At 36.3% G+C, this 23,956-nt stretch carries 26 protein-coding genes; 14 read left to right on the top strand and 12 right to left on the bottom strand.

All coding sequences use genetic code 11. The features are described from left to right. The first annotated feature begins 4 nt into the window (after positions 1 to 4). Together ACMAZA_RS01355 and ACMAZA_RS01360 are read left to right on the top strand one after the other, a co-directional pair. A complete protein-coding gene (locus tag ACMAZA_RS01355; protein WP_435189350.1) occupies positions 5 to 1,183 on the top strand; it encodes a M20 aminoacylase family protein in 1,179 nt (392 codons plus the stop codon). A 17-nt stretch (positions 1,184 to 1,200) separates the two neighbouring features. After that, positions 1,201 to 1,965 carry a dimethylarginine dimethylaminohydrolase family protein gene (locus ACMAZA_RS01360; protein ID WP_435189352.1) on the top strand — a complete coding sequence of 255 codons (765 nt, stop codon included), beginning with the start codon at positions 1,201 to 1,203 and terminating at the stop codon, positions 1,963 to 1,965. A gap of 10 nt (positions 1,966 to 1,975) precedes the next feature. On the opposite strand, the gene purH is transcribed toward ACMAZA_RS01360, so the two are convergent. From purH to ACMAZA_RS01405, 9 genes are all read right to left on the bottom strand, one after another. After that, positions 1,976 to 3,517 (bottom strand): bifunctional phosphoribosylaminoimidazolecarboxamide formyltransferase/IMP cyclohydrolase, encoded by a 1,542-nt coding sequence (gene purH / locus ACMAZA_RS01365; protein WP_435189354.1) that lies wholly within the window; start codon positions 3,515 to 3,517, stop codon positions 1,976 to 1,978. A 47-nt stretch (positions 3,518 to 3,564) separates the two neighbouring features. Next, positions 3,565 to 3,795 (bottom strand): helix-turn-helix domain-containing protein, encoded by a 231-nt coding sequence (locus tag ACMAZA_RS01370; RefSeq protein WP_435189356.1) that lies wholly within the window; start codon positions 3,793 to 3,795, stop codon positions 3,565 to 3,567. Further along, positions 3,792 to 4,760 carry a tRNA dihydrouridine synthase DusB gene (gene dusB / locus ACMAZA_RS01375; RefSeq protein ID WP_435189357.1) on the bottom strand — a complete coding sequence of 323 codons (969 nt, stop codon included), beginning with the start codon at positions 4,758 to 4,760 and terminating at the stop codon, positions 3,792 to 3,794. Before dusB ends, ACMAZA_RS01370 begins: the two co-directional genes overlap by 4 nt. 4 nt (positions 4,761 to 4,764) lie before the next feature. Beyond that, positions 4,765 to 5,262 (bottom strand): peptide deformylase, encoded by a 498-nt coding sequence (def, locus tag ACMAZA_RS01380; RefSeq protein WP_435189359.1) that lies wholly within the window; start codon positions 5,260 to 5,262, stop codon positions 4,765 to 4,767. Beyond that, entirely contained in the window at positions 5,259 to 6,818 is a 1,560-nt protein-coding gene (gene nadB / locus ACMAZA_RS01385) for an L-aspartate oxidase (protein WP_435189360.1), read from the bottom strand. The genes def and nadB overlap by 4 nt, the downstream gene beginning before the upstream one ends. A gap of 152 nt (positions 6,819 to 6,970) precedes the next feature. After that, a complete protein-coding gene (locus ACMAZA_RS01390) occupies positions 6,971 to 9,256 on the bottom strand; it encodes an efflux RND transporter permease subunit (RefSeq protein WP_435189362.1) in 2,286 nt (761 codons plus the stop codon). 17 nt (positions 9,257 to 9,273) lie between these two features. Further along, the gene (locus tag ACMAZA_RS01395) at positions 9,274 to 9,927 is read right to left on the bottom strand and encodes a protein-L-isoaspartate O-methyltransferase family protein (protein WP_435189364.1); all 654 of its coding nucleotides are present in this window, start codon (positions 9,925 to 9,927) and stop codon (positions 9,274 to 9,276) included. Positions 9,928 to 9,934: 7 nt separating this feature from the next. Further along, positions 9,935 to 11,341: a dihydrolipoyl dehydrogenase gene (gene lpdA / locus ACMAZA_RS01400; RefSeq protein ID WP_435189366.1), complete on the bottom strand. Its 1,407-nt coding sequence runs from the start codon at positions 11,339 to 11,341 to the stop codon at positions 9,935 to 9,937. Beyond that, positions 11,338 to 12,867 (bottom strand): dihydrolipoyllysine-residue acetyltransferase, encoded by a 1,530-nt coding sequence (locus ACMAZA_RS01405; RefSeq protein WP_435189368.1) that lies wholly within the window; start codon positions 12,865 to 12,867, stop codon positions 11,338 to 11,340. Before ACMAZA_RS01405 ends, lpdA begins: the two co-directional genes overlap by 4 nt. A gap of 155 nt (positions 12,868 to 13,022) precedes the next feature. Here ACMAZA_RS01405 and ACMAZA_RS01410 point away from each other — a divergent pair, with 155 nt between their 5' ends. Then, the gene (locus tag ACMAZA_RS01410; RefSeq protein ID WP_435189370.1) at positions 13,023 to 13,931 is read left to right on the top strand and encodes an ABC transporter ATP-binding protein; all 909 of its coding nucleotides are present in this window, start codon (positions 13,023 to 13,025) and stop codon (positions 13,929 to 13,931) included. Between the two features lie 6 nt (positions 13,932 to 13,937). Next, positions 13,938 to 14,699, top strand: coding sequence for an ABC transporter permease (locus ACMAZA_RS01415; protein WP_435189372.1), 762 nt, complete (start codon positions 13,938 to 13,940; stop codon positions 14,697 to 14,699). Positions 14,700 to 14,704: 5 nt separating this feature from the next. On the opposite strand, the gene plsY is transcribed toward ACMAZA_RS01415, so the two are convergent. Beyond that, positions 14,705 to 15,286, bottom strand: coding sequence for a glycerol-3-phosphate 1-O-acyltransferase PlsY (plsY, locus tag ACMAZA_RS01420; protein WP_435189374.1), 582 nt, complete (start codon positions 15,284 to 15,286; stop codon positions 14,705 to 14,707). Positions 15,287 to 15,420: 134 nt separating this feature from the next. On the opposite strand from plsY, the gene folB reads away from it, so the two are divergent. The 10 genes from folB to hisH all read left to right on the top strand — a co-directional run bounded on the left by folB (position 15,421) and on the right by hisH (position 22,881). After that, complete coding sequence (gene folB / locus ACMAZA_RS01425) at positions 15,421 to 15,774, top strand: dihydroneopterin aldolase (protein ID WP_435189376.1); 354 nt, start codon at positions 15,421 to 15,423, stop codon at positions 15,772 to 15,774. Then, positions 15,774 to 16,268 carry a 2-amino-4-hydroxy-6-hydroxymethyldihydropteridine diphosphokinase gene (gene folK / locus ACMAZA_RS01430; protein ID WP_435189378.1) on the top strand — a complete coding sequence of 165 codons (495 nt, stop codon included), beginning with the start codon at positions 15,774 to 15,776 and terminating at the stop codon, positions 16,266 to 16,268. The genes folB and folK overlap by 1 nt, the downstream gene beginning before the upstream one ends. A gap of 104 nt (positions 16,269 to 16,372) precedes the next feature. Then, the gene (locus tag ACMAZA_RS01435; protein ID WP_435189380.1) at positions 16,373 to 16,999 is read left to right on the top strand and encodes a thiol:disulfide interchange protein DsbA/DsbL; all 627 of its coding nucleotides are present in this window, start codon (positions 16,373 to 16,375) and stop codon (positions 16,997 to 16,999) included. Between the two features lie 3 nt (positions 17,000 to 17,002). Further along, complete coding sequence (thiD, locus tag ACMAZA_RS01440; protein WP_435189381.1) at positions 17,003 to 17,782, top strand: bifunctional hydroxymethylpyrimidine kinase/phosphomethylpyrimidine kinase; 780 nt, start codon at positions 17,003 to 17,005, stop codon at positions 17,780 to 17,782. Next, positions 17,779 to 18,843 carry a histidinol-phosphate transaminase gene (hisC, locus tag ACMAZA_RS01445; protein ID WP_435189383.1) on the top strand — a complete coding sequence of 355 codons (1,065 nt, stop codon included), beginning with the start codon at positions 17,779 to 17,781 and terminating at the stop codon, positions 18,841 to 18,843. The genes thiD and hisC overlap by 4 nt, the downstream gene beginning before the upstream one ends. Next, a complete protein-coding gene (locus ACMAZA_RS01450) occupies positions 18,833 to 19,573 on the top strand; it encodes a Nif3-like dinuclear metal center hexameric protein (protein WP_435189385.1) in 741 nt (246 codons plus the stop codon). The genes hisC and ACMAZA_RS01450 overlap by 11 nt, the downstream gene beginning before the upstream one ends. Positions 19,574 to 19,596: 23 nt before the next feature. After that, the gene (locus ACMAZA_RS01455) at positions 19,597 to 20,502 is read left to right on the top strand and encodes an aldo/keto reductase (RefSeq protein ID WP_435189387.1); all 906 of its coding nucleotides are present in this window, start codon (positions 19,597 to 19,599) and stop codon (positions 20,500 to 20,502) included. A gap of 124 nt (positions 20,503 to 20,626) precedes the next feature. Then, entirely contained in the window at positions 20,627 to 21,652 is a 1,026-nt protein-coding gene (locus ACMAZA_RS01460; RefSeq protein ID WP_435189389.1) for an aspartate-semialdehyde dehydrogenase, read from the top strand. 14 nt (positions 21,653 to 21,666) lie between these two features. Then, positions 21,667 to 22,248, top strand: coding sequence for an imidazoleglycerol-phosphate dehydratase HisB (gene hisB / locus ACMAZA_RS01465; protein WP_435189391.1), 582 nt, complete (start codon positions 21,667 to 21,669; stop codon positions 22,246 to 22,248). An 18-nt stretch (positions 22,249 to 22,266) separates the two neighbouring features. Further along, complete coding sequence (gene hisH, locus ACMAZA_RS01470; RefSeq protein ID WP_435189392.1) at positions 22,267 to 22,881, top strand: imidazole glycerol phosphate synthase subunit HisH; 615 nt, start codon at positions 22,267 to 22,269, stop codon at positions 22,879 to 22,881. Positions 22,882 to 22,900: 19 nt separating this feature from the next. On the opposite strand, the gene ACMAZA_RS01475 is transcribed toward hisH, so the two are convergent. After that, entirely contained in the window at positions 22,901 to 23,314 is a 414-nt protein-coding gene (locus ACMAZA_RS01475; RefSeq protein WP_435189394.1) for a DUF1841 family protein, read from the bottom strand. A gap of 5 nt (positions 23,315 to 23,319) precedes the next feature. Then, a complete protein-coding gene (gene nth, locus ACMAZA_RS01480; RefSeq protein WP_435189395.1) occupies positions 23,320 to 23,952 on the bottom strand; it encodes an endonuclease III in 633 nt (210 codons plus the stop codon). Positions 23,953 to 23,956 lie beyond the last annotated feature (4 nt).

Below are 23,956 nucleotides of genomic sequence, written 5' to 3' on the forward strand. Positions count from 1 at the left end.
AATAATGTCAGAAATTAAACACAACTCTAAGCTTCATGAAGAAATGGTGACCTGGCGTCATCATATTCATAAACATCCTGAGCTTAGCTTTAAGGAGGAGATGACAAGTGACTATATCGCCTCTGTTCTTGAATCTAATAATATTGAAATGCATCGTGGTATGGCTGTGACAGGAATAGTGGCTACTATACATGGCACAAAAAAAGGCAAGGCTATTGGTCTTCGTGCTGATATGGATGCACTACCAATTCAAGAGAGGAATGACTTCAGCCATAAATCTGTTCATGAAGGGAAAATGCATGCTTGTGGCCATGATGGACATTCAACAATGCTTTTGGGCGCTGCAGTTTACTTAAAAAAGAATAATAATTTTGCAGGAACGGTCCATTTTATTTTTCAGCCAGCCGAAGAAGGTGGCGGCGGCGGTCGGGTAATGGTTGAGGAAGGTATTTTTGAAAAATTTCCTTGTGAGGCGGTTTATGGTATGCACAATTGGCCTGGACTTGCAGAAGGTCAGTTTGCTGTTCACGACACCGCTGTCATGGCGGCTAATGAGACACTGAAAATTACCATTAAAGGAAAGGGCGGGCATGCCGCAATGCCTGATCAGTGCGTTGACCCAATTATGATTGGGGCTCAAGTTATTTCAGCTCTTCAAAGCGTCGTGGCTAGAAGCGTTGCTCCATTAGATTCGGCAGTCATCAGTATTACTATGGTTGATGCAGGGTTTGTGTCAAATGTCATTCCGAATGAAATGAATCTAACTGGATCACTTAGATACTTCAAGTCAGAGGTTGGTGAGGAAGTAAAGGAAAAAATAAAAAATATAGCTCAAGGGATTAGTCAATCAATGGGAGCGTCAGCAACATTTAGCTCTATTCCAAACTATCCAGCAACGGTTAATACTCCAAAGCATGCTCAGCTATGTGCGCAAGCTGCTGAAAAAGTTGTTGGCAAGGAGAATGTATTAAGAAATGAAAAGCCAAGCATGGGCTCTGAGGATTTTTCTTTTTTGCTAAATGCCTCGGAAGGCGCTTACATCTGGATTGGCAATGGACTAGTTCCTGAAGATAGCCCTGAAGGTGGCTGCATGCTCCATAATACTCAGTATGACTTTAATGATGAAATTCTGCCTACTGGAAGTAGCTATTGGGTGGAGTTGGTTAGATCGCTTCTTAAGTAAAACTATTAAGGCTTGTTATGTTCACTAAGGCAATTGTTAGAACTCCTGGAAAAAGTCTAGTCAATGGTTTATCCGATTCTAAACATCTTGGCACACCAGATTATTCTAAAGCAATAATTCAGCACCAACAATACATTGAGGCGCTAAAGTCCTGTGGCCTAAAGATCACAGTTCTAGATCCCTGTGAGGAATATCCGGACTCTACGTTTGTTGAAGATGTTGCTTTAATTACACCGAAATGCACAATCATGACCCGTCCTGGAGCGGAGTCCAGAAGGGGTGAGGTTACAAAAATGACTAAAACTCTAGAAAGTCAATTCAAAAATCTTGAGTATATTGAGTCACCAGGAACAATAGAGGCAGGAGACGTAATGATGGTTGGGGATCACTATTATGTTGGCTTGTCTGAAAGAACTAATCTTCAAGGTGCAGAGCAACTAATTGCAATACTTGTGAGGTATGGTCTTAAAGGTTCGACTGTCAGACTTAAGGAGGTTCTTCATCTAAAGACTGGATTGTCCTATCTAGAAAATAACAAGCTTGTTGTTTGTGGTGAATTTAAAAACGACCCTGTCTTTTCTGGATTTGAACAAATTGAAATTCCTGAATCTGAGAGTTATGCCGCCAACTGCATTTGGGTTAATGACAATGTTATTATTCCATCCGGGTACCCAATGACGAAGCAAAAAGTTAGCGCTACTGGTTACAATGTACTTGAGGTCGATGTGTCTGAGTTTAAAAAGCTTGACGGCGGATTAAGTTGCTTGTCACTAAGATACTGATATTAATACCTTAGTGCTTAAAGTGGCGCATTCCAGTAAAAATCATTGCAATACCATGCTCATTTGCTGCTGCGATTACTTCGTCATCACGCATCGATCCGCCTGGATGAATGATTGCCTTGATTCCAGCTTGAGCGGCAGCATCGATTCCATCTCTGAATGGAAAAAATGCGTCTGAAGCCATAACTGATCCTTGAACCTCTAAATTTTCATCTGCTGCTTTGATTCCTGCAATTTTGGCTGAATAAATTCTAGACATTTGACCAGCTCCTACACCAATCGTCATTTGATTTTTTGCGTAAACAATAGCGTTGGACTTGACATACTTGGCAACTTTCCAGGCGAACAATAGATCTTTCATCTCTGATTCAGAGGGTTTAGATGCGGTGACGCACTTCATATCAGCAGGATTTAAAGATTCTAAATCTTTATCTTGAACAAGAAGGCCGCCAGAGATTTTTTTATAATCAAATGATTTTTGCGCTTTCTCTAGATATCCACACTCAAGAACCCTTATATTTTCTTTACTTTGAAGAATTGTTTTTGCATCGTCAGCAATTTTTGGAGCTATTATTACCTCAACAAACTGTTTATCAATAATAGTTTTTGCAGTCTTTCTATCTAGTTCACGATTAAAGGCTATGATTCCTCCAAAGGCAGAGGTTGGATCTGTGAGGTATGCGCTTTGGTAGGCTTCAGATATGTTTTCTCTAGTTGCAATTCCACAAGGGTTTGCGTGCTTAATAATAACGCAGCTTGGCTCTTCAAAGTCTCTTACACATTCAAGCGCAGCGTCTGCATCAGCTAAATTGTTATATGAAAGCGGCTTGCCTTGGAGTTGGGTGCTTGAAGAGACAGAGGCCTCAAACAAATTATTTTCTTTATAGAAGGCAGCACTTTGATGCGGGTTTTCACCATATCGCATTGTTTGGGACTTAACAAATTGTAAATTGATAGTATTAGAAAATCCATCACTCTTCCTACCAAGATAATTCGCTATAGCGCCGTCATACTGTGCAGTATGCTCAAAAGTCTTCATTGCAAGTGACTGCCTTGTTGATAGTGTTGTATCTCCGTTGTCAGTGATTTCATTTAACACTTTTTGATAGTCTTTGCTATCGACAACCACTGTGACAGAAATGTGATTTTTTGCGCTTGATCGAAGCATTGCTGGCCCACCAATATCAATGTTTTCGATTGCCTCTTCTTCAGTAGAGTTTGGATTTTTAATTGTTTCTTGAAAGGGGTACAAATTAACTACTACAAGGTCTATTGGTTTGATTCCATTTTGCGACATGACCTCTTCATCAATTCCTCTTCTCGCTAAAATGCCGCCATGAATTTTGGGGTTTAGTGTCTTAACTCTTCCCGCCATCATTTCAGGATAACCCGTAAAATTTGATACTTCTGTCACTGGGATATTCATCTCTAGAAGGAGTTTTGCAGTGCCTCCAGTTGAAATAATTTCTATATCGAGTAAGGATAAACTTTTTGCAAACTCAGCGATTCCAGATTTATCCGAAACGCTTATTAAAGCTCTTTTGATTGGCATTTTTTGGGTTTTTTGGTGAAGAAACTCAAGAGTTAAATTATAGACTCTTAAAGATTATATAGACTTGCTTTTTTCTTCAGGGTTGCACGATTTATACCAAGGATTCTCGCAGCTTCGCTTTGATTTTGATTGACTTTGTCAAGAACAAACTTAATAGTTGCTGACTCAGCTTGTTGAGTGACCATCTTAAACACACCATTCGATGACTCGCCATTCAAGTCAGAGAAATACTTCTCAAGATTATCTTTGATGCTGTCTTGTATACCCCTTTGCTTCATATTGAATACAAAAAATTTTGAAATTTTGAATATTGCTCAGAGTGATCTGTCACCCTGTTAATGCTTGGCCAAAAGGCAAAGCCTTTTTCACGGTCAAGGTGCATAGAATACCAAAAAATATGCTTTCTGGAAAGCTGTGTACCCATTTTATGTCCATAAAATTCATGAATCTGCTTAATGTGCTTTAATATTTGAGGTATTTTCTTTTCAAGAGAAGGCTCCTCTGCGTTGCTTCCATCGGTTAGAAACTCATTGATCTGGTTTATCAGCCATGGATTTCCTTGAGTAGCTCTTCCTAACATTACAGCATCTGCTCCAGTGAAGTTAAGGACATCTCTTGCTTTTTCTGGAGAGTCAATATCACCATTTGCAACAACTGGAATCGATACTTGATTTACGATTTTTTTAATTGTTGTAAATTCAGCACTTCCCTTAAACTTTTGCGTTCTAGTTCGTCCGTGAATTGCAATCATTTGGATGCCATTATCTTCTGCAATCTTAGCAATCATTGGTGCGTTCTTATGGTCATCATCCCAGCCTGTCCTCATTTTAAGAGTAACAGGAACATCTACAGATTTGACGACATTTTTAATAATATCTTCAACTAATTTTTCATTTTGCATGAGGGCAGATCCAGCTGCTTTGTTGCAAACTTTTTTTGCCGGACAACCCATATTGATATCAACAATGTCCGCTCCAAACTCAAGTGCTTTTATTGCAGATTCAGCAAGTTCATCTGCTTCTGAGCCAGCTATCTGAACACTAATTGGAGATTTCTCAGAGCTAAAGTCTAGGCGATGCTTTGATTTATTTGAGTTCATCAAATGACTTTGAATAACAACCATTTCTGAAGTAGTCAGCCCAGCCCCTTGTTCTCTACAAATCATTCTGAATGGTTTATCACTCGTACCTGCCATCGGCGCAAGCAGAACCTTTGAATGGAGTTTGTATTTTCCAATATTCACTAATTTATAATTTTTTTGATTGCTTTTCGGCTTTCTTTTTTAGTCTTTTTTGCTTAAGTTTCGATAAATGATCGACAAAAAGTATTCCATTAAGGTGATCCATTTCATGTTGAATACAGACTGCTAGTGTTTCATCTGCATCAATCTCAAAAGGCTGTCCAAGTTCATTCAAGGCACTAACCTTAATTTCATTAGACCTTTTAACGTTTTCATAGTAATTAGGAACAGATAGGCATCCTTCCTCATATTCAATCTCTCCACTTTTTTCTATAATTTCTGGATTGATAAGGCATAGCGGTTCATTACACTCCTCTGATACGTCTATCACGATGAGTCTTTGATGAAAATCAACCTGCGTGGCAGCAAGTCCGATTCCTGGAGCAGCGTACATTGTTTCAAACATGTCTTTGACTTGTTTTTTTATCTCACTATTAACCTCTTGAACGGGTTTGGCAATTGTTCTTAAGCGTTTATCGGGATATTTTAAGATTTCTAATATCATGATTTAGTAATTACAGTATTTCCTGTTTCTTTTAATTGGTTTGGATAGTCTTGATTAAAGTGCAGTCCTCTACTTTCTTTTCTAGACAGCGCAGATTCTACAATAATTTTAGATGTTTGAGCCAAATTTCTTAGTTCTATCAAATCTTCTGTTACTGTGTAAACTTGATAGTACTCATCAACCTCTTTATTTATTTGTTTAATCTTTTGGTAGGCTGATTTAAGACGGTTATTACTTCGAACAATGCCAACAAAATTCCACATTATGAGCCTAATTTCATGCCATAAATGGGCTATCACGACTTTTTCTCTAGAGGGTGCTACTCTTGAGTCATCCCACTTAGGAATAGCGTGAGGAATTTTATCAAGTGTGGCTTCGTTGATATCTTGAGCACAAGATTTTGCAAAAACTATACACTCAAGCAATGAATTGCTGGCCATTCTGTTTGCCCCATGAACACCTGTGTGAGCAACTTCACCAACAGCATAAAGATTATCTATATTGCTTCGGGCATCTATGTTTGTATCTACTCCGCCGCATGTATAGTGAGCAGCTGGAACAACTGGGAGCGCCTCTTTAGATATATCAATACCAAGCTCACTACAGCGCTTAGTAATTGTAGGAAAGCGAGATTTTATCCATTTTGCCTCTTTAAAGGAGAAGTCAAGATAAACACAATCAAACCCATGCACTTTCATTTCATTATCAATCGCTCTAGCGACGATATCTCTAGGCGCAAGTTCAAGTCGGTCATCGTATTTATGCATGAATTCTTGACCGTCAGGTAGAAGAAGTTTTGCCCCTTCACCTCTGAGAGTTTCAGAGATTAAGAAAGATTTTGCATGCGGATGAAATAGGCATGTGGGATGAAATTGAGTAAATTCCATATTAGTTATTTTGCATCCAGCCCTATATGCCATAGCAATACCGTCTCCGGTGGAAGTATCTGGATTGGACGTATAAAGATAGGATTTTGAGGCACCCCCTGTAGCCAAAATAGTTTTCTTTGAGCTAAATGTTAGTACCTCTTTAGAGTTTTTATCTAGGACATATGCGCCATAAGATTTATTTTCTTTAACTACTAGATCAACCGCGACATATTCTTCGAACAATTTAATATTTTTATGCTTCTTTGCTTGCGCTAGAAGATTAACTTGAATGGACTGACCAGTTTTATCTGCGACATGCGCAACCCTATTGGAACTGTGCCCACCTTCAGTAGTTAGGTCATACTTATTATCAATGTTCGAAAATTTAACGCCAGTTTTCTCTAAATCATGGATTGCCTGAGGGGCTTGTTCAACCATAAACCTAATGCTTGCTTCATTTCCTAGGTTAAATCCAGTATTGATAGTATCAGTTATATGTGACTCAAAATTATCATCTGGATCCAATACTGCAGAGATCCCACCTTGAGCATAATAAGATGAACCTTCAAGTATTTTATCTTTTGCAATTACTGCAATTGATAGGTTATCAGAGAGTTGAATTGCACTCATCAAACCTGCTGCTCCTGAGCCAATAATTAAAACATCAAATTGATAATCGATAGACATAATAAATTGTTACAAAAAGACACAAAATAAAAATATATAAAATTTATTTTTATATATAATTTCCCGCAAGTTAAAAACTACTATATTTAACTTATTTCTCCTTTTAATAGTAGACTAACCCCGCACTCTTATTCGATGCGGGGTTTTTTATTTTATAAGACTTTCTTGCTCATTCTTGGTTTAAAAATTAATAGCAATTTTGGGAGCAAAGTGAGATTAACGATAACTGCACTCAGCATTGCTATTGCCATAAAGATTCCAAAATATATACTTGGAATGAAATTTGATAGAGTTAGGACTAGAAATCCAATTGCAACAGTTGTTGCGGTATAAAACATAGACACGCCGATCGAGTTATGAGCCCGATACATCGACATTATAAAGTCGCCATCCAATAATAACTCAGCTTTAAATCTGCTGATATAGTGAATAGCATTATCGATTCCAATCCCGATTGCTATTGCTGCTATTGTAATGGTCATAATATCCAGTGGTATTCCCGCAAAGCCCATCACCCCAAGGATTATGAGAGATGGAAGAATATTTGGAATGACAGCGATAAGAGCAATAGATATAGATCTAAATACAATTAAAAAGAGAACAAAAATAATAGTAAAGACAGTAAATATAGTTTGTATTTGTGATGCAAATAAACTCTGTAGCAGATTGTTGTAAAGTGAAAAGGTCCCAGTAAAATAAAAATCATCTTCATCAAAGTAAAAATCTTCGACCAATGATTTCTTGATGTCCAAAATTAGTTCATTTCTTTTAAGATCAGAAGTTGTTTCCTTCACCCTAGCAACAATTCGTATTTGATCTGTCTCGTCCGAAATGTGCGGTCTTAAAACTTGAGATTTAGCAAAATCTGGCATATTATTTTTACCCAAAATGAGTAAAAAGCCATTAGGTGCTTTTCCATCATTAGATTCTTTAAGAACTTGCATGAAGGTATCAATTGAGAGAACTTTTCCAACGCTAGGAATCTTATCAAGATAGTTATGAACTTCATGAAATTCTTCTCTTAAGCCAGCATCAGCCCAATAAGCACTTGCAAAATCATTGAACACAATTTCAAGTGGAATAGTCCCGCCTAGCTCCTTATCTATAAAACTGAGACCTTGATATATTTCGGTATTTTTTTTGAAATAGTTTATAAAGCTATTTTCAACAGAGAGCTTACTCAAGCCAAAGATTGAAACTAGAGCAATAATCAAAAAGCCCAATAATATAGACTGACCTTTTTTATCTGATAATAATGCAAGCTTTTGAAGTATTAAATTTTTCTTATATTCTCTTAAAGGTTTAGGCTTTTTTAGCAACATCATAACTATTGCAAAGCCTATAAATGACAATATAAATGCAACCATGACGCCAATACTCATCATTAGGCCGAAGTCAATGACAGGCTGAACTTGACTTGCAGTTAGTGAGGCGAAAGCTGCTATTGTGGTGATAACAGTGTATAGACATGGCCTGACCATTTGATTTAAGGTTTGGCGAATGGTCTCTGAATTATTTTGTTCAAGATGTTGACTTGAAATTTCTCTATACCGAACAACTAAATGGATTATTACCGACAAAGTCATAACTAGCAACAGTGAGAAAAAATTGGCTGAAATGACTGTCACCTTCCATCCAATGGAGCTAATGAGTCCAGTCATAAATAAAGCGCCAATGATGCTAATAGTTATTGGAATAAGAACCCATCTTATTTGACGAAATAAAATGGTTAGCATAATTGACATTGTTAGAATGACTGCAAGACTAAATACAACTAAATCACTTTTGATGAAGTCAATAACATCATTTCTAATCATCGGCACTCCGCCTAGATAAAGTGATGCATTGTCTCGATATGCATCCATTGTCATGCGGATATTCTTTATTAGTATCTCTAAAAGCTCGTCATCAATTAATATTCTTGGATCATCAGTTGCTAGAGGTATCAGTATGGCGGTAGTTTTAAGATCTTCACTGACTAGATTGTTTGCATAAAGCGGACTATTTTTAAACTCCTTTGCTATGAGGCTCCGATCTGCTTTACCATTCTCAATTGTATAAACATCACTAACAAGTTCAACTAACGATAGTGGCGGTGATTGAAAAAGGGACACATCTAGAATGGAGGTTACCGAGCTTACCCCCTCTAACTCTAATAAATCATCTCTCAGAGATCTTAATGAAGTTAAGTGATCTTTGGATAGGACAGTTCCATTGTTAACGGAATAACTTATTACTAAAGATTCATCTGACCCAAAGGTCTCTTGGGTTGCAAAGTAAAGTTCAAGATTGTTGTCACCCTCCAGAGATAATGATTCTGAAGATGCATCAAGAGAAAAGTTTTGGATCTGTATAGCTGACGTACAAACAATGATTAAAAAAGCTATTAATGACCAAACTGGCTTTCTAATTATAAAATTTAAAATTGAATTAAGCATGCATGCCTATTTCAAATTTAAAAAGAGAATTGTTCGACTGGTTCATGACCCTTCAAATATTCAAGGTGCGTTTCAAATAGAGATTTGGTGTGCCAATTCGTTTTGGTTGTTCTAGTAACCAGAGAGGCATGCATATGATTTTTTGATCCTACAACAATAAATAACTTGCCACCTAGCTTAAGAAGTTTTTTTAAATCTTCCTCAATCATTGGAAGTGCAGACGTTATTACAATGACATCAAACTGCTCTTCGTGAAAATTTGAACACTTAAAATCATCATTGATAAGATCAACATTCTTGAGCTTTAATTTTTTTATATTTGCTTTTGCAAGCTCATGTAGCTCTTGCTCAATTTCAACAGATTTAACTGATTTAGATAAATTTGCAAGAACCGAGGTAAGGTAGCCGCTTCCTGTTCCAACTTCAAGAACCTCTTCTTCTCCCTGAAGGTTAAGGCTATCTAATATCCTACCCTCAATTTTAGGGGACAGCATTCTATCAACTGCACTAAGTGGTATTTCTATATCTGCAAATACAAGCTTTTGATATTCTTCAGGTACAAAATTTTCTCGAGGAACTTCTGCCAGAGCTTTGTTAGCCCTCTCATTGAGGCCACCCCAAGGCCTAATTTGTTGCTCAATAACGTTTTTTCTTGCTTGTTTAATATCCATATAGCACCTATTTTCTCTTCCTTGGAGGCATCAAATCAGTAATTGTTCCTTCAGCCATTTCTGCTGCAAATGCGGTAGTTTCTGATAAAGTAGGATGGGCGTGAATAGTCAATGCAATATCACTCATATCACAGCCCATCTCAATTGCTAGACTTGCCTCTGATATTAAATCACCTGCATTGGTGCCACAAATTCCCATGCCCAGAATCTTACCCGATTTAGTATCAAATAGTGCTTTAGATACTCCCTCACTTCTTCCAATACTTAGACTTCTACCTGATGCTGCCCAAGGGAAAACACCTTTTTCGTAATCAACACCCTTCTCCTTCAACTCTTTCTCAGTTTTCCCTGTCCAAGCAACCTCAGGGTCTGTATATGCAACCGATGGAATAGTTAGCACATCAAAGCCTGATTTCTCACCACAGATGACTTCTGCAGCAACTTTAGCTTCATGAACTGCCTTATGGGCGAGCATAGGCTGGCCAACCACATCACCTATTGCAAAAATGTTTTCGACATTTGTTTTCATTTGTCTATCAGTTTCAATGAACCCGCTTTCATTTACATGCACACCAGCCTTATCTGCATCAACTAAGTTTCCATTAGGGGTCCTTCCTACAGCTACTAGGACTTTATCAAAGGTGTCATTTTTTGGAGCATCCTTTCCTTCAAATTCTACTTTGATTCCTTTTTTTAGAGTGCTCATCGAAGTGACTTTAGTGTTTAAAAAGACATTGGCATAGTTTTTCTTGGCTTTCTTAAAAAGAGGGCTAACAATATCTTTATCAGCTGCTGGAATAATTTGACCGCCAAGCTCAACAATTGTAATTTCACTGCCAAGAGCATCGTAAATTGTTGCCATCTCAAGGCCAATTATTCCACCTCCAACTACCAGCATTCTTTTCGGAATATCATCTAGAAGGAGTGCATCAGTCGAGTCCATAACACGTTTGTCCTCAAATGGAAACATTGGAAACTTTGTAACTCTAGAGCCTACAGCGATGACGCATTGCTCAAATTCAATAACTTCGTTTGAATCATCAAGGACTACTTGATTTTTTGAAATAAATTTTGCATAACCATTAATGACATTTACTTTTCTAGCTTTTGCAAGTGCCTGAATTCCACCTGTAAGTTTTTGAACAATACTGTCTTTATTTTTTTTAACGCCTTCGAGATTAATTTTTGGCTTTGAAAAAGTTACACCTAGATCACTTGCATGCTTAGACTCATTGATAACTTCTGCTGTATGCAAAAGTGATTTAGATGGAATACATCCAACATTTAAACAGACCCCTCCTAAAGATGGATGGCGTTCGATAAGGGTAACATTTTTGCCTAAGTCAGCTGCTCTAAATGCTGCCGTGTAGCCTCCAGGTCCAGAACCGATAACCAAAACTTGAGTTTTAATCATAACAACATCTCCATAATATTACTTAAGACCTGATTTAATTCTGCCATAAATCTTGCACCTTCAGCCCCATCTATTACTCTGTGGTCATATGACAAGGCAAGAGGAATCATAGATGTAGGTTCGAAAGTTGATCCATTCCAAATAGGCTTAATTTGTGTTCTTGCGACGCCTAAAATTGCAACTTCTGGTGCATTTATAATTGGCGTGAACTGTGTTCCGCCAATACCTCCTAAACTTGAGATTGTAAAGCCTGCGCCTTTCATTTCACTCGAATCAAGTTTTCCTTCTCTCGCTCTTAAAGATACTTCTGCGAGCTCTTCAGATAGTTCTATTAGGGATTTTTTTCCGACATCTTTAATTACAGGAACAAGAAGACCATTTGGAGTATCTACTGCAATTCCAAGATTGAAGTATTTTTTTAATATAAGGTTCTCTGCATTTTCATCTAGTGATGCATTAAAGTTTGGGTGACGCTTTAAGACCTGAACCACAGCCTTCATAATAAAAACAAGAGGGCTCAACTTAATATTTTTTTCTTTTTGATGTTTTCGAAATTTTTCTAGCTGTTCAATATTTACCTCATCAAATTGAGTCACATGAGGAATAGTACTCCAGCATTTCGATAGATGCTTTCCAGAAAGTTTTTTAATTCTAGATAAAGGAATGACTTCCACTTCTTCAACCACAGTCCCATTCTCAAGAAGAGTTTTAACGTGAGATTTAAGGTCTTCATCAAGTATTCTGCCTTTCTTTCCTGTTCCCTTTATTCCAGAAAGACTGACACCAAGCTCTCTGGCTAATTTTCTGATAGATGGGGATGCATGAAAGTTTGAATCAGGATTTAATGAAATTTCTTCTTTAAAAGTTTCATTTTTTTCATCTATATTAGTAACAACTTCTGAGGCAACATCTTTTTTAGCCTGATCAACTGGCTGAGCAGATTCAGGAGTCTCTTCAAGGCTTTCAGCACTTTCTGATTCGCTCTCAAGAGTCAAAATGAGATCGCCTTTTGCTACCTTATCTCCTACTTTAACGGAGAGGGCGGTAACCTTTCCAGCAAACGGGGCTGGGATTTCCATCGTAGCTTTATCCGTCTCAAGCGTAATGATGCTGTCATTTTCATTAACAGTATCTCCAACTTTTACAAGAACTTCGATAATATCTACTGCATCAAAATCACCTATATCGGGCAACTCTACGTTTTTTTGAGCCAAAGAGGATTTAGAATTCTGATCAACTGGCTGAGCAGATTCAGGAGTCTCTTCAAGGCTTTCAGCACTTTCTGATTCGCTCTCAAGAGTCAAAATGAGATCGCCTTTTGCTACCTTATCTCCTACTTTAACGGAGAGGGCGGTAACCTTTCCAGCAAACGGGGCTGGGATTTCCATCGTAGCTTTATCCGTCTCAAGCGTAATGATGCTGTCATTTTCATTAACAGTATCTCCAACTTTTACAAGAACTTCGATAATATCTACTGCATCAAAATCACCTATATCGGGCAACTCTACGTTTTTTTGAGTAGGCATATGGACTAATTAAATAGCTTTAAATTTGAACCAACTAATTATCCCAAATTTAATGTGAGAAAGGCGGTTAATGTTAAAATTTATTTGAAAAGAAAAACCTTATTTGTTTTTATTGTTATCATGATTCTTTTATCAATACTTATATCAAAGACAACATGACTCTTGCACTTTCAACCGATTATTTAGCAAAAACTTATTCTAATAATCTTGAGGCACTTAAGGGAATAAATTTAAGTGTTGAACAGGGAGATTTTTTTGCTTTACTTGGCTCTAATGGCGCTGGCAAAACAACTGCAATTGGCATTATTTCAGGATTACTAAAGAGCACATCGGGTGAGGTTGAAATCAATGGTTTGAATCAAAAAAATCACTCTAATGAGGTAAAGAAAATGGTTGGATTGATGCCTCAAGAGTTTAACTTTAATCCCCATGAACCAAATATTGAAATTCTTATCAATCAGGCTGGGTACTTTGGCATTCCAAGAAAAGAAGCCAAAATTCAAGCTGAGGCTTTATTAAAAAAAATGGAGCTTTGGGACAGGCGCTTTGATGTTGCTCAATCATTGTCTGGTGGAATGAAGAGGCGATTAATGCTCGCACGAGCCTTAATCCATAAGCCCAAAATTTTGATACTCGATGAGCCAACTGCAGGAGTAGATGTCGAAATTCGTCAGTCTATGTGGAAATACCTTACTCAGTTAAATAATGAAGGAATGACGATCATTTTAACAACTCACTATCTAGAAGAAGCCGAATCTCTATGCAGAAATATTGCTATCCTTAATAATGGCGAGATAGTGGAACAGTCAAATATGAAGAAGCTTCTTGCTAGGGCAAAAAGACAGGTCATTATTATTGATACTATTGAGAAAATATCAGGACAGATTGAAATAAGCGATTGTGACTGTGAGATCATTGATGAGAATACTTTGCAGGTTTCTCAAGGGGAGGGTGTCTCTATATCTGATGTGGTTGCATCTTTGTCAGAGCAAAATATTCAGGTCTCTCATCTCAGGAGTTCGCAAAATAGACTAGAAGCACTTTTCTTATCACTTACCACTTAAACTAATATGTGGATTGCATACAAAACGATTGTCATTAAGGAGATACTGAGGTTCGTTAGAATTTGGGTGCAAACAATCGTTCCACCAGTTATAACCACTTCACTATACTTGCTGATTTTTGGTGGTTTGATGGGCAGTAGGATAGGTCAGATGCAGGGTATAGAGTATATAGATTTCATCGTACCTGGAATTATTTTAATGACAGTAATTATGCAGTCTTATGCTAATACCGTTTCTTCTTTTTTTATGACCAAATATAATAACAGCTTTGAAGAGCTGCTTGTCTCAACAACGCCTAATTGGATTATTCTTCTAGGATTTGTTAGTGGAGGAATAGCTAGAGGCTTTTGTGTTGGGCTGGCTGTCACTTTTACGATTTCTTTTTTTGTCGAAATTAAAGCCTTTAGTCTTTTAATTATTACAGTAACCTTTTTCTTAACATCAATTATGTTCGCATTGGCAGGATTTATAAATGCGGTTTTTGCTAGAACTTTTGATGATATTTCAATAATTCCAAACTTTGTCCTTTTACCGCTAACTTATTTGAGTGGAATGTTTTACAGTATTGATATTTTGCCAAGTTTTTGGCGAGCATTGTCAGCATTTAACCCAATTTATTACATGATGGATGCATTTAGGTTAGGCTTTCTAGGTATAGGCTCTGTAGAATTATGGAAAGCTTTTTTAGTGCCTATTTCAATGATAATTGTGTTGACTTTAGTTGCTAATGCACTATTAAACCGTGGGGTAAGTATTAAAACAGAATAGTTTATTTAGGAGCCAATTACGCCTTCCTCACCGTTCATAATTCTTCTAATATTTTCTCGATGAGTGAAATAAATAAAAAGATTAATAAGAAAAATCACCATTGTGGCTCTTACATCATGGGTTGTAATGAAATAAAAATAAATTGGTGATAAAACTGTTGCTGTCAAAGCGGCTATTGAAGAGACTTTCATTACTTTTGCCACAATTAGCCAGATAATTGAAAACGTTAATCCAACAAAAAAGTTTAGGCCTATTAATCCGCCTAGGTATGTTGCTACACCTTTACCCCCTTTAAATCCATAATAGATCGGAAAGACATGTCCAAGAAAAGCACAAAGCAAAATAATAGTTAAATTAAATAAATCAAAACCAAAATAGTGAGCCAGTAAAACTGGAACTGCACCTTTAAGTCCATCAAATAATAGAACAAAAGCAGCGACGAACTTCCCGCCAATTCTTAAAACATTTGTTGCGCCAGGATTTTTTGAGCCTTTCGTTCTAGGGTCTGGCAAGTTGCACATTTTACAAATAATAATTGCACTTGAAATTGACCCCAATAAATAACTTCCAATTAAAAAGTAAAACAAGCAGTGCTCCTAAATTATTTGCAAAATAAAATTCTTTTACAGCCTTAAATTATATCAATGAAAACCTTTTATTGTGGTTTTAAGTTGATATCACAAAGGTATCATAATACTATTTTTTGAAAAATATATGAATTATGGATATTGTTTTTGTTGAAGGTTTAAAAATAGATACTGTGATAGGTATTTATGATTGGGAAAAGAAAATTCGTCAAGACATAGTGCTTGATATTGAAATGTCAGCAGATATAGCTGCAGCTGCAAAGACTGATCATATTGATCAGGCTCTCAACTATAAGAGTGTTTGTAAGAGAGTGGCTAGCTTTGTAAGAGATTCTAAGTTTGAGCTAGTAGAAACTTTGGCAGAGAAAATTTGCCAGATAATACTTAATGAATTTGATGTTCAGTGGGTTAAACTTACCCTTAATAAGGGCGAAGCAATTACTGGAGCAAGTGGAGTTGGGGTGATCATAGAGAGGACTAAAAGTTAGTGAGCATTTTGCATCTGAATATTGGATCAAATCAAGACAGACGAAAAAATATTCGATCTGCATTAGATCAACTTGATACTTTTTTTGAAAAAATCAAGGTTTCTTCACTTTTTGAAAGTCCATCTGAGGGTTTTGAAGGTAAAGATTTTTATAATGTTGGAGTCAATGTTGAAACCAATAAAAATGCTTCTGAAGTATTAGATATTTTGCACAAAATTGAAGACTCACTTGGAAGAAATAGATCAGTGCCAAAATTCTCATCAAGAATTATAGATCTTGATCTTGTAATTTATGATGATATGATTGATGAAAAAATTAATGTACCAAGAAAAGACATACTTAAATATGCGTTTGTTCTTGCACCTCTTTTAGAGCTTAATCCTGATGGTATTCACCCTGAAAAAGGTGTTTCATACCTAAATCTTTGGGAAGAATTTGAGACTAATAAGGCTTTTGATTTGAATAGGTATGATATTGAAAAACTTTATAATTAAATGCATTGCACTTCACATACTGCAATAGAATTTTTCGTCAAATAATGAGTGTGCATTATCTAATTTGACTATAATTTTGTTCTGAACATACAATGACAAATAACATGAAAAAAATTACTGCACTAACCTCTGTAATTGCGCTAGCAATTTTTGTTTTCTTTGCCAATACATCTCAGGCCGAGTTTGTTGCTGGTAAAAATTATTTAGTCCTAGATAAACCTGTAGAAACTGAAACAGGTGATCAGATAGAGGTAAGAGAGTTGTTTTGGTATTTTTGTCCTCACTGCTTCTCTGTTCATCCAAAGCTTGAAGAGTGGTCTAAGACAATGGATAGTTCAGCCCAATTAGTACTTCAACCTGCAGTTTTTCCTGGCTGGGAGTTTGGATCTACATTCTATTATGTTCTCGAAGAGCTTGGTGAGTTAGAACGTTTACATTCCTCACTATATAATGCGATTCATGTTCAGAAATTGAACCTAAAAACCCAGCAAGATTTTGTAACTTGGCTCTCATTAAATGGTGTTGATGAAGATCAGGCGAACAAGGTTTTCAAGTCATTTCCTGTAAAAGTTGCTGTTAACAAAGCAAAAGCTAATACTTATAAATATCGAATTACTGGAGTTCCTGTTTTTATAGTCAATGGTAAGTACACTGTCAATGCTACTAGTGCTGGAAGTGAAGAGAAAATTTTTGAAGTAATTGATTATTTAATTCAAAAAGAAAAACAATAATACATGGATAGGCCAAAAGCCGATTCAGTTTTATTATTTTCAGGATTGGATCCTTCTGGAGCAGCAGGTATTTCTGCAGACATTGAAACTATTAATCATTTTGGTCTCACTCCGCTACCCATAATTACATCACTAACTGCTCAAAACACTCAAAGATTAGATTCATTTGAGTTGCCAAAAGATAGTTTTTTAGAAAAGCAATTCGATCTAATTGATGAAGATATTTCATTCAATACAGTAAAAATTGGTTTATTGGGCTCTGTAAGTCAAATAAAAACAATATCCCGATTGCTCAATAAAAAGAAATCACTAAATGTTGTTCTAGATCCAATACTGATATCTGGAACCCAGGAAAATTTCAGTTCAAATAAGATGATTGGTGCCATGAAGAAATATCTTTTTCCAATGAGTACGATACTTACTCCGAATCTTGAGGAGCTCAATTTATTGGCTCCTGGTCTGGCTGAGCAAGAAGCAGTCTCAAGTTTGAATTGTTCTTGGGTCTTAGTGACAACTTCAGACTCCTCTAAAGTTGATATTGAGCACCGTCTTTATCATGAGTCAATCTTAAAACGCAGATATAAGTATAAAAAGTTACCAGGTAAATTTCATGGATCTGGTTGCACATTATCTAGTGCTATTTCAGCTTTAATTGCAAAAGGAATGGCCGTTGAAGATGCTTGTGATGAGGGGCTGGAATACACTTACCAATGTTTATTAAATGCGAAAAAGCTTGGTAAAATGCAGTATCATCCGATTAGAGCTTCTTATAAATCAAAATGACTTTTATTGAAAAATGGTTAAGATCAGATATTAAGAATATCAATGCTTACCATGTTCCTGAATCTAAGAATCTACTTAAACTAGATGCAATGGAAAGCCCTTTCGGCGTTCCAAGTGATTTGAAAGAGGAGTTTCTTGAGTATATTGATAAGGCAGAGGTTAACAGATATCCGGATGCTGCATCCACCCAACTTAAGGATACATTAAGAGATCTTATGGATATTCCAGAAGAGTATAAAGTTCTTCTTGGAAATGGTTCAGATGAGTTAATACAGTTATTGGCGCTTGCTTGTAATGAGGACGATCTTATTATGAGCTTTGAGCCAAGTTTTGTCATGTACGAAATGGTGTCAAAATATGCCCATTTAAGATATCAAGGAATCCAGTTGGATTCTAATTTTGATATTAATCTCAGGAAGTCAATCGAAGCTATAAAAAACAAAAATCCCAAGCTGATATTTATTGCATATCCTAATAATCCGACTGGAAATGCCTTTGACTATGATGCAATTATTGAGATTATAAAGACTTCAGATGCCTTGGTTGTTCTTGATGAGGCCTATTATGCCTACTCAGATAGAAGTTTTTTATCTGAGATTTCTAATTTCTCAAACTTAGTAGTTCTTCGAACTATATCAAAAATAGGTTTTGCAGGGCTTAGACTTGGTCTTTTAATTGGCAGCGAGGAAACAATTAACCAACTAAATAAGTTGCGACTTCCTTATAACATCAATGTGCTTACACAAGCAAGTGCCAATTTTTTACTTCAAGATAAAGAGCGGATTGTTAAAAATGCAGAAGTATTGATTGAGGAAAGACAGCGTCTTTTTGAAGAGCTATCTTTATTTACTCAGTTAAAAGTTTTTCCATCTCAAACTAATTTTCTCCTTGTTCGATGTGAAAATGCAGACTCACTGCATAGTGCATTAATCACTAATGGCATCCTAGTCAAAGGGTTTTCACCAGACTCTGCGCTTTCAAACTTTATTCGGATAAGTATTAGTGAGCCAATTGAAAATAATGCTCTTTTAGAGGCTGTAAAGGAATATTATGGTGAATAGAGATGAGTTAAATAATTATTGCGCTAATTTTTTAAGTGTTAGTAAATATAAAGATTACTGTCCTAATGGATTACAGGTAGAGGGAAGTCTAAATATAAATAAAATTGTCAGTGGCGTTAGCGCTAATCTAGATTTGATTGAATTGGCTATTGATGAGAAAGCAGATGCTATTTTTGTACATCATGGCATCTTTTGGAATAATGAGTCTAACGTTATTGTTGGGTCCAAACGAAAAAAGATTGATTTACTAATTAAAAACAATATTAATTTATTTGCTTACCACCTGCCGTTAGATGCTCATTCAGAGGTAGGAAATAATGTTGAACTGGGAAGAATTCTTGGTATTAAAAACATGAAGTCAGTTGACGACAGTTTGCTCTGGCATGGTGATTTAGATAATGATTTAATGAACTTTACCAGACTCATTCAAAAGGAGTTAGGTAGAGTTCCTGAAATATTTGGCAGAAAAAATAATTCAGTCAATAGCATTGCATGGTGCACCGGTGGAGCTCAAGGATTTATTGATGAGGCAATTAACCTTAAAGTTGATATTTATCTTAGTGGTGAGGTTTCTGAAAGAACGCCAGCAGTAGCAAAAGAAAATAACCTGACATATATTTCTGCTGGTCATCATGCAACTGAAAGGTATGGAGTTCAAGCCCTTTGTGAACACCTTTGCACTAAATTTAAATTGAAACAACAATTTATTGAAGTCAACAACTCTGTTTAATCAAAGTCAAATTTGGAATGCTCATGGAGCGAATTAATCTATCTTCTTCTACTAGCCTTAGTCGAATAGTTTATGGTATGTGGCGTTTGGCTGAAGATACCAATGTATCACCAAAACATATTCTTGAAAAAATTAATATTTGTTTGGAGCAAGGAATTACTTCATTTGATCAGGCGGCAGTTTATGGCTTATACACTTCTGAAGCATTGTTTGGTGAAGCTTTAAAGGAAAATCGATCCTTAAGGAATCAGATTGAGATTATTACTAAGTGTGGAATAGTAAACCCCTCTTCTAGGTATTCTAATGCATCTGTAACTCATTATGACACCTCAAGGGAGCATATTTTTAATTCTGTAGATGCCTCTTTAAAAAATATGTCAACAGATTATTTAGACATGTTATTAATACATCGTCAGGACCCTTTTATGGATCACTTTGAGACTGGCAAGGCATTAGATGATCTTGTTTTATCTGGGAAAGTTAAAGAAGTAGGTGTATCCAACTTCAGACCTTGGGACTTTAATCTTTTGCAATCTGCTATGAAAAGTAAATTAGTTACGAACCAAATTGAACTTTCTTTAGCTGCCACTGATGGATTCACAAATGGCGATCTTGCTTTTCATCAAGAAAGAGCAACTACTATAATGGCTTGGTCACCTCTTGGGGGCGGAAGACTGATGAAGGGCAAGGGGCCTCTTGGCAAGGTTTTGTCCAAAATAGCAGCCAATCAAAATGTTGATATTGCTGCGGTTGCTGTTGCCTGGTTATTGGCACATCCCGCAAAGATTTGCCCTGTTATGGGAACAAATAATTTAGATAGAATAGCAAAAATTTCTGAAGCAATGAATTTTAGGATGGGTCGTGAGACTTGGTTTGAACTTTACACTGCATCGTTTAATGATGGTGAGTTGCCATGGCGACTACCATAATTTATTAAAAAACTAGGGATTATTCTTCTTTAGAAGCACTATATTTACAAAAGTATTGCAGATATTCATGAAGATTAGGCCTAGTACTTTATAATCTGTAGTTTTTTTAATGCCTTAGAACATTATGAGTCAAAAATATAACGTTGCAATTGTTGGGGCAACTGGTGCAGTTGGTGAAACTTTGATTTCTATTCTAGATCAAAGGAATTTTCCTATTGAAAATTTATATCCTTTAGCTTCTAAACGCTCTGCAGGCAGTAAAGTGTCCTGCCAAGGGAAGTCATGGGTGGTTCAAGATCTGGATACATTTGATTTTTCACAAGCTCAAATTGGATTATTTTCAGCTGGAGGTAGCATCTCAGAAAAATATGCACCTATAGCAGCAGAACATGGATGTATTGTTATAGATAATACGTCTCATTTTAGGCGTGATGAAGATATTCCATTGGTTGTGCCAGAAGTCAATCCTCATGCGATTGCTGAATATACCAATCGTAATATTATCGCCAATCCAAATTGTTCAACTATTCAGATGCTAGTTGCGTTAAAACCGATCTATGATGCGGTAGGTATTTCAAGAATCAATGTTGCTACGTATCAAGCAGTCTCTGGAAGTGGTAAAGAGGCTATTACCGAGCTAACTACCCAAACTGCCAACCTTTTAAATGGCAATGATGTTGAGGTTGATGTTTATCCTAAGCAAATAGCATTTAATGCCATTCCTCACATTGATACATTTCAAGAAAATGGTTATACGAGAGAGGAAATGAAAATGGTATGGGAGACTCAAAAAATCTTTGAAGATGATGAAATTTTGGTTAATCCTACTGCGGTCAGAATCCCGGTAGTTTATGGTCACTCAGAGGCGGTACATATTGAAACAAAAGAGAAATTAACTGCTGAAGATGCAAGAAAACTGCTCGAAAATGCTGAAGGTGTCGAGGTGATGGATAAAAGAGAGAATGGTGGTTATGCAACACCTTTCCTTGAAGCAACTAATAATGATGCAACATATGTCAGCAGAATTAGAGAGGATATTAGTTTTGAAAACGGACTAAATTTATGGGTAGTTTCAGACAATATTCGAAAAGGTGCAGCGCTTAACACTATTCAGATTGCTGAAATACTCATCAAAGACTATATTTCATAAGATAAAATCAAAAAATGGTTATTAAAGAGAGAAAGACAAATGAAACTGATATCAAGGTAAGTCTTGAGCTCTATGGTATTGGAAAAGCTAATATAGATACTGGGGTTCCATTTTTAGATCATATGCTAGATCAAATTGCGCGCCATGGATTAATGGATTTAACCATTAGCTGCAAAGGTGATACTGACATAGATGACCATCATACTGTTGAAGATATTGGGATTACTTTAGGCCAAGCATTTTCTGATGCGGTAGGGGATAAAAAAGGACTTACACGATATGGCCATTCATATGTTCCATTAGATGAGGCGTTGTCAAGAGTCGTCATAGATCTGTCTGGAAGACCTGGACTGGAATTAGGTGTTAAGTTTACAAGAGATAGGGTTGGATCATTTGATCTTGATCTTATTAGAGAATTTTTTCAAGGATTTGTTAACCACTCTTTAGTGACTTTACACATTGATAATTTGAAGGGAATCAATTCACACCATCAAGCTGAAACAGTTTTTAAGGCTTTTGGTAGAGCGCTTAGAATGGCGACAACACCTGATGAAAGACAATCGGGAGTTATTCCATCAACAAAGGGCTCGCTCTAACTAGTCAGGCATAACATCATGCAAACAATCGCAATTGTGGACTATGGAATGGGAAATGTCCGTTCCGTTCAGAAAGCGCTTGAGTATGTTGCACCAAGTGATAATTGTATATTGACTAGTGATCCTCAAGTTTTAAGAGACTCTGACCGCATTGTATTTCCAGGTCAAGGAGCAATGGGTTCATGCATGAGCGCCCTCGAGGAAAACTCGTTAGTTAATGAAATTAAATCATCATTCAAATCTAAACCATTTTTAGGTATTTGCTTAGGTTTACAGCTTTTATTTGACTCAAGTGAGGAAAATAATGGGACAAAAGGATTGTCAATTGTTCCAGGAAAAGTTGTTAAATTTAAAAATAGTGAATTAAAAATACCACATATGGGATGGAATAATGTAAATCATTCTAAAGATCATCCACTTTGGTTCAATATTGATAATAATAGTCGTTTTTACAGCGTACATAGTTACTATGTGAAACCAGTCAACGATGATTGCGTTTTTGGAACTACAAATTATGGACATGAATTTGTATCTGCGATTGCTCTAGACCATGTTTTTGCAGTTCAATTTCATCCAGAAAAATCACAAAATGATGGCTTACAACTTTTAAGGAATTTTGTAAACTGGTCCTAGCGGTTTCTTATTAATTGATTTAATTAAGCTCTTTCAGAGATCTGAGGTAGTATTCTAGATCCATTGGTTTATTGTATTTCTGTGAGTTAAAAATCATTTCAGCGATGTGTTCCATCATTATGTGCTCGACCTGGTGCGCATCATTATATTTTTTTAATAAATTACTATATATTTGCTTAATTCCCTTTGGCTGATTTAAACTTAATTGATCTTGCAGAGTTAAGTGAAGATTGATATGAAGAAATGGGTTTGTTCTTCCTTGTTCCGGAAAATATTCTGTATCTAAATCATTAATAATGTTTTGATATTCTGGGTGCTTTTCAATTATTTTGACTAATTGAAGCTCCAAAGGGTCTAAAGTTTGATTTGAGTTGTGTTTACCCCAGGCATGAGCTAAATATTTTCTTTGCTCAGATCTGTCAGCAGTAAACACTTTGCCTAGATATTTTTCTCTTCATATTCGCACAAATCAAGAAGTGTGCAGTCAGTGCAATGCGGAGATCTAGCTTTACAGACATATCGACCATGAAGGATCATTAGGTGATGAGCTGGAACTTTGAACTCATCTGGTATAAATTTAATTAACTTTTTTTCAACTTCTAGGACAGTTTTTCCGGAAGCAATTGCTGTCCTATTGGCCACTCTATAGATATGCGTATCAACAGCAATTGTGGGTTGTCCAAATGCAGTATTAAGAACTACATTTGCTGTTTTTCTTCCAACACCAGGAAGGGCTTCTAATTCTTTTCTGGTCTCAGGAACTTCAGAATTATATTTATCAATGAGTATTCTGCAAGTTTGAATAATATGCTTTGCCTTTGAGTTAAACAACCCAATGGATTTAATTGTGTCTCGAAGCTTATCTTCACCCAATTCAAAAATTGATTCAGGGGTATTCGCAAGGGGAAACAAGATATCAGTTACCTGATTTACACTCTTATCAGTCGCTTGAGCAGATAAAGTAACCGCAACAAGCAGTTCGAATGAGGTTGAATAGTTTAGCTCAGTTGTAGGATTTGGAATTTGCTTCAAAAGCCTACTAAACATTTCACTTCTTGTTTCTGCGTTCATTTGA

The sequence above is a fragment of the Pseudothioglobus sp. nBUS_23 genome (genome assembly GCF_051201565.1).
Lineage (GTDB): Bacteria > Pseudomonadota > Gammaproteobacteria > PS1 > Pseudothioglobaceae > Pseudothioglobus.

Coding starts and splice junctions, on each gene's coding strand:
- hisH (WP_435189392.1), top strand. CDS start 22,267: ATGCAAACAATCGCAATTGTGGACTATGGAATGGGAAATGTCCGTTCC.
- ACMAZA_RS01435 (WP_435189380.1), top strand. CDS start 16,373: ATGAAAAAAATTACTGCACTAACCTCTGTAATTGCGCTAGCAATTTTT.
- lpdA (WP_435189366.1), bottom strand. CDS start 11,341: ATGATTAAAACTCAAGTTTTGGTTATCGGTTCTGGACCTGGAGGCTAC.
- hisB (WP_435189391.1), top strand. CDS start 21,667: ATGGTTATTAAAGAGAGAAAGACAAATGAAACTGATATCAAGGTAAGT.
- def (WP_435189359.1), bottom strand. CDS start 5,262: ATGATATTAGAAATCTTAAAATATCCCGATAAACGCTTAAGAACAATT.
- nadB (WP_435189360.1), bottom strand. CDS start 6,818: ATGTCTATCGATTATCAATTTGATGTTTTAATTATTGGCTCAGGAGCA.
- ACMAZA_RS01360 (WP_435189352.1), top strand. CDS start 1,201: ATGTTCACTAAGGCAATTGTTAGAACTCCTGGAAAAAGTCTAGTCAAT.
- nth (WP_435189395.1), bottom strand. CDS start 23,952: ATGAACGCAGAAACAAGAAGTGAAATGTTTAGTAGGCTTTTGAAGCAA.
- purH (WP_435189354.1), bottom strand. CDS start 3,517: ATGCCAATCAAAAGAGCTTTAATAAGCGTTTCGGATAAATCTGGAATC.
- ACMAZA_RS01460 (WP_435189389.1), top strand. CDS start 20,627: ATGAGTCAAAAATATAACGTTGCAATTGTTGGGGCAACTGGTGCAGTT.
- hisC (WP_435189383.1), top strand. CDS start 17,779: ATGACTTTTATTGAAAAATGGTTAAGATCAGATATTAAGAATATCAAT.
- ACMAZA_RS01370 (WP_435189356.1), bottom strand. CDS start 3,795: ATGAAGCAAAGGGGTATACAAGACAGCATCAAAGATAATCTTGAGAAG.
- folB (WP_435189376.1), top strand. CDS start 15,421: ATGGATATTGTTTTTGTTGAAGGTTTAAAAATAGATACTGTGATAGGT.
- ACMAZA_RS01395 (WP_435189364.1), bottom strand. CDS start 9,927: ATGGATATTAAACAAGCAAGAAAAAACGTTATTGAGCAACAAATTAGG.
- ACMAZA_RS01450 (WP_435189385.1), top strand. CDS start 18,833: ATGGTGAATAGAGATGAGTTAAATAATTATTGCGCTAATTTTTTAAGT.
- ACMAZA_RS01405 (WP_435189368.1), bottom strand. CDS start 12,867: ATGCCTACTCAAAAAAACGTAGAGTTGCCCGATATAGGTGATTTTGAT.
- thiD (WP_435189381.1), top strand. CDS start 17,003: ATGGATAGGCCAAAAGCCGATTCAGTTTTATTATTTTCAGGATTGGAT.
- ACMAZA_RS01355 (WP_435189350.1), top strand. CDS start 5: ATGTCAGAAATTAAACACAACTCTAAGCTTCATGAAGAAATGGTGACC.
- ACMAZA_RS01410 (WP_435189370.1), top strand. CDS start 13,023: ATGACTCTTGCACTTTCAACCGATTATTTAGCAAAAACTTATTCTAAT.
- ACMAZA_RS01390 (WP_435189362.1), bottom strand. CDS start 9,256: ATGCTTAATTCAATTTTAAATTTTATAATTAGAAAGCCAGTTTGGTCA.
- ACMAZA_RS01455 (WP_435189387.1), top strand. CDS start 19,597: ATGGAGCGAATTAATCTATCTTCTTCTACTAGCCTTAGTCGAATAGTT.
- ACMAZA_RS01415 (WP_435189372.1), top strand. CDS start 13,938: ATGTGGATTGCATACAAAACGATTGTCATTAAGGAGATACTGAGGTTC.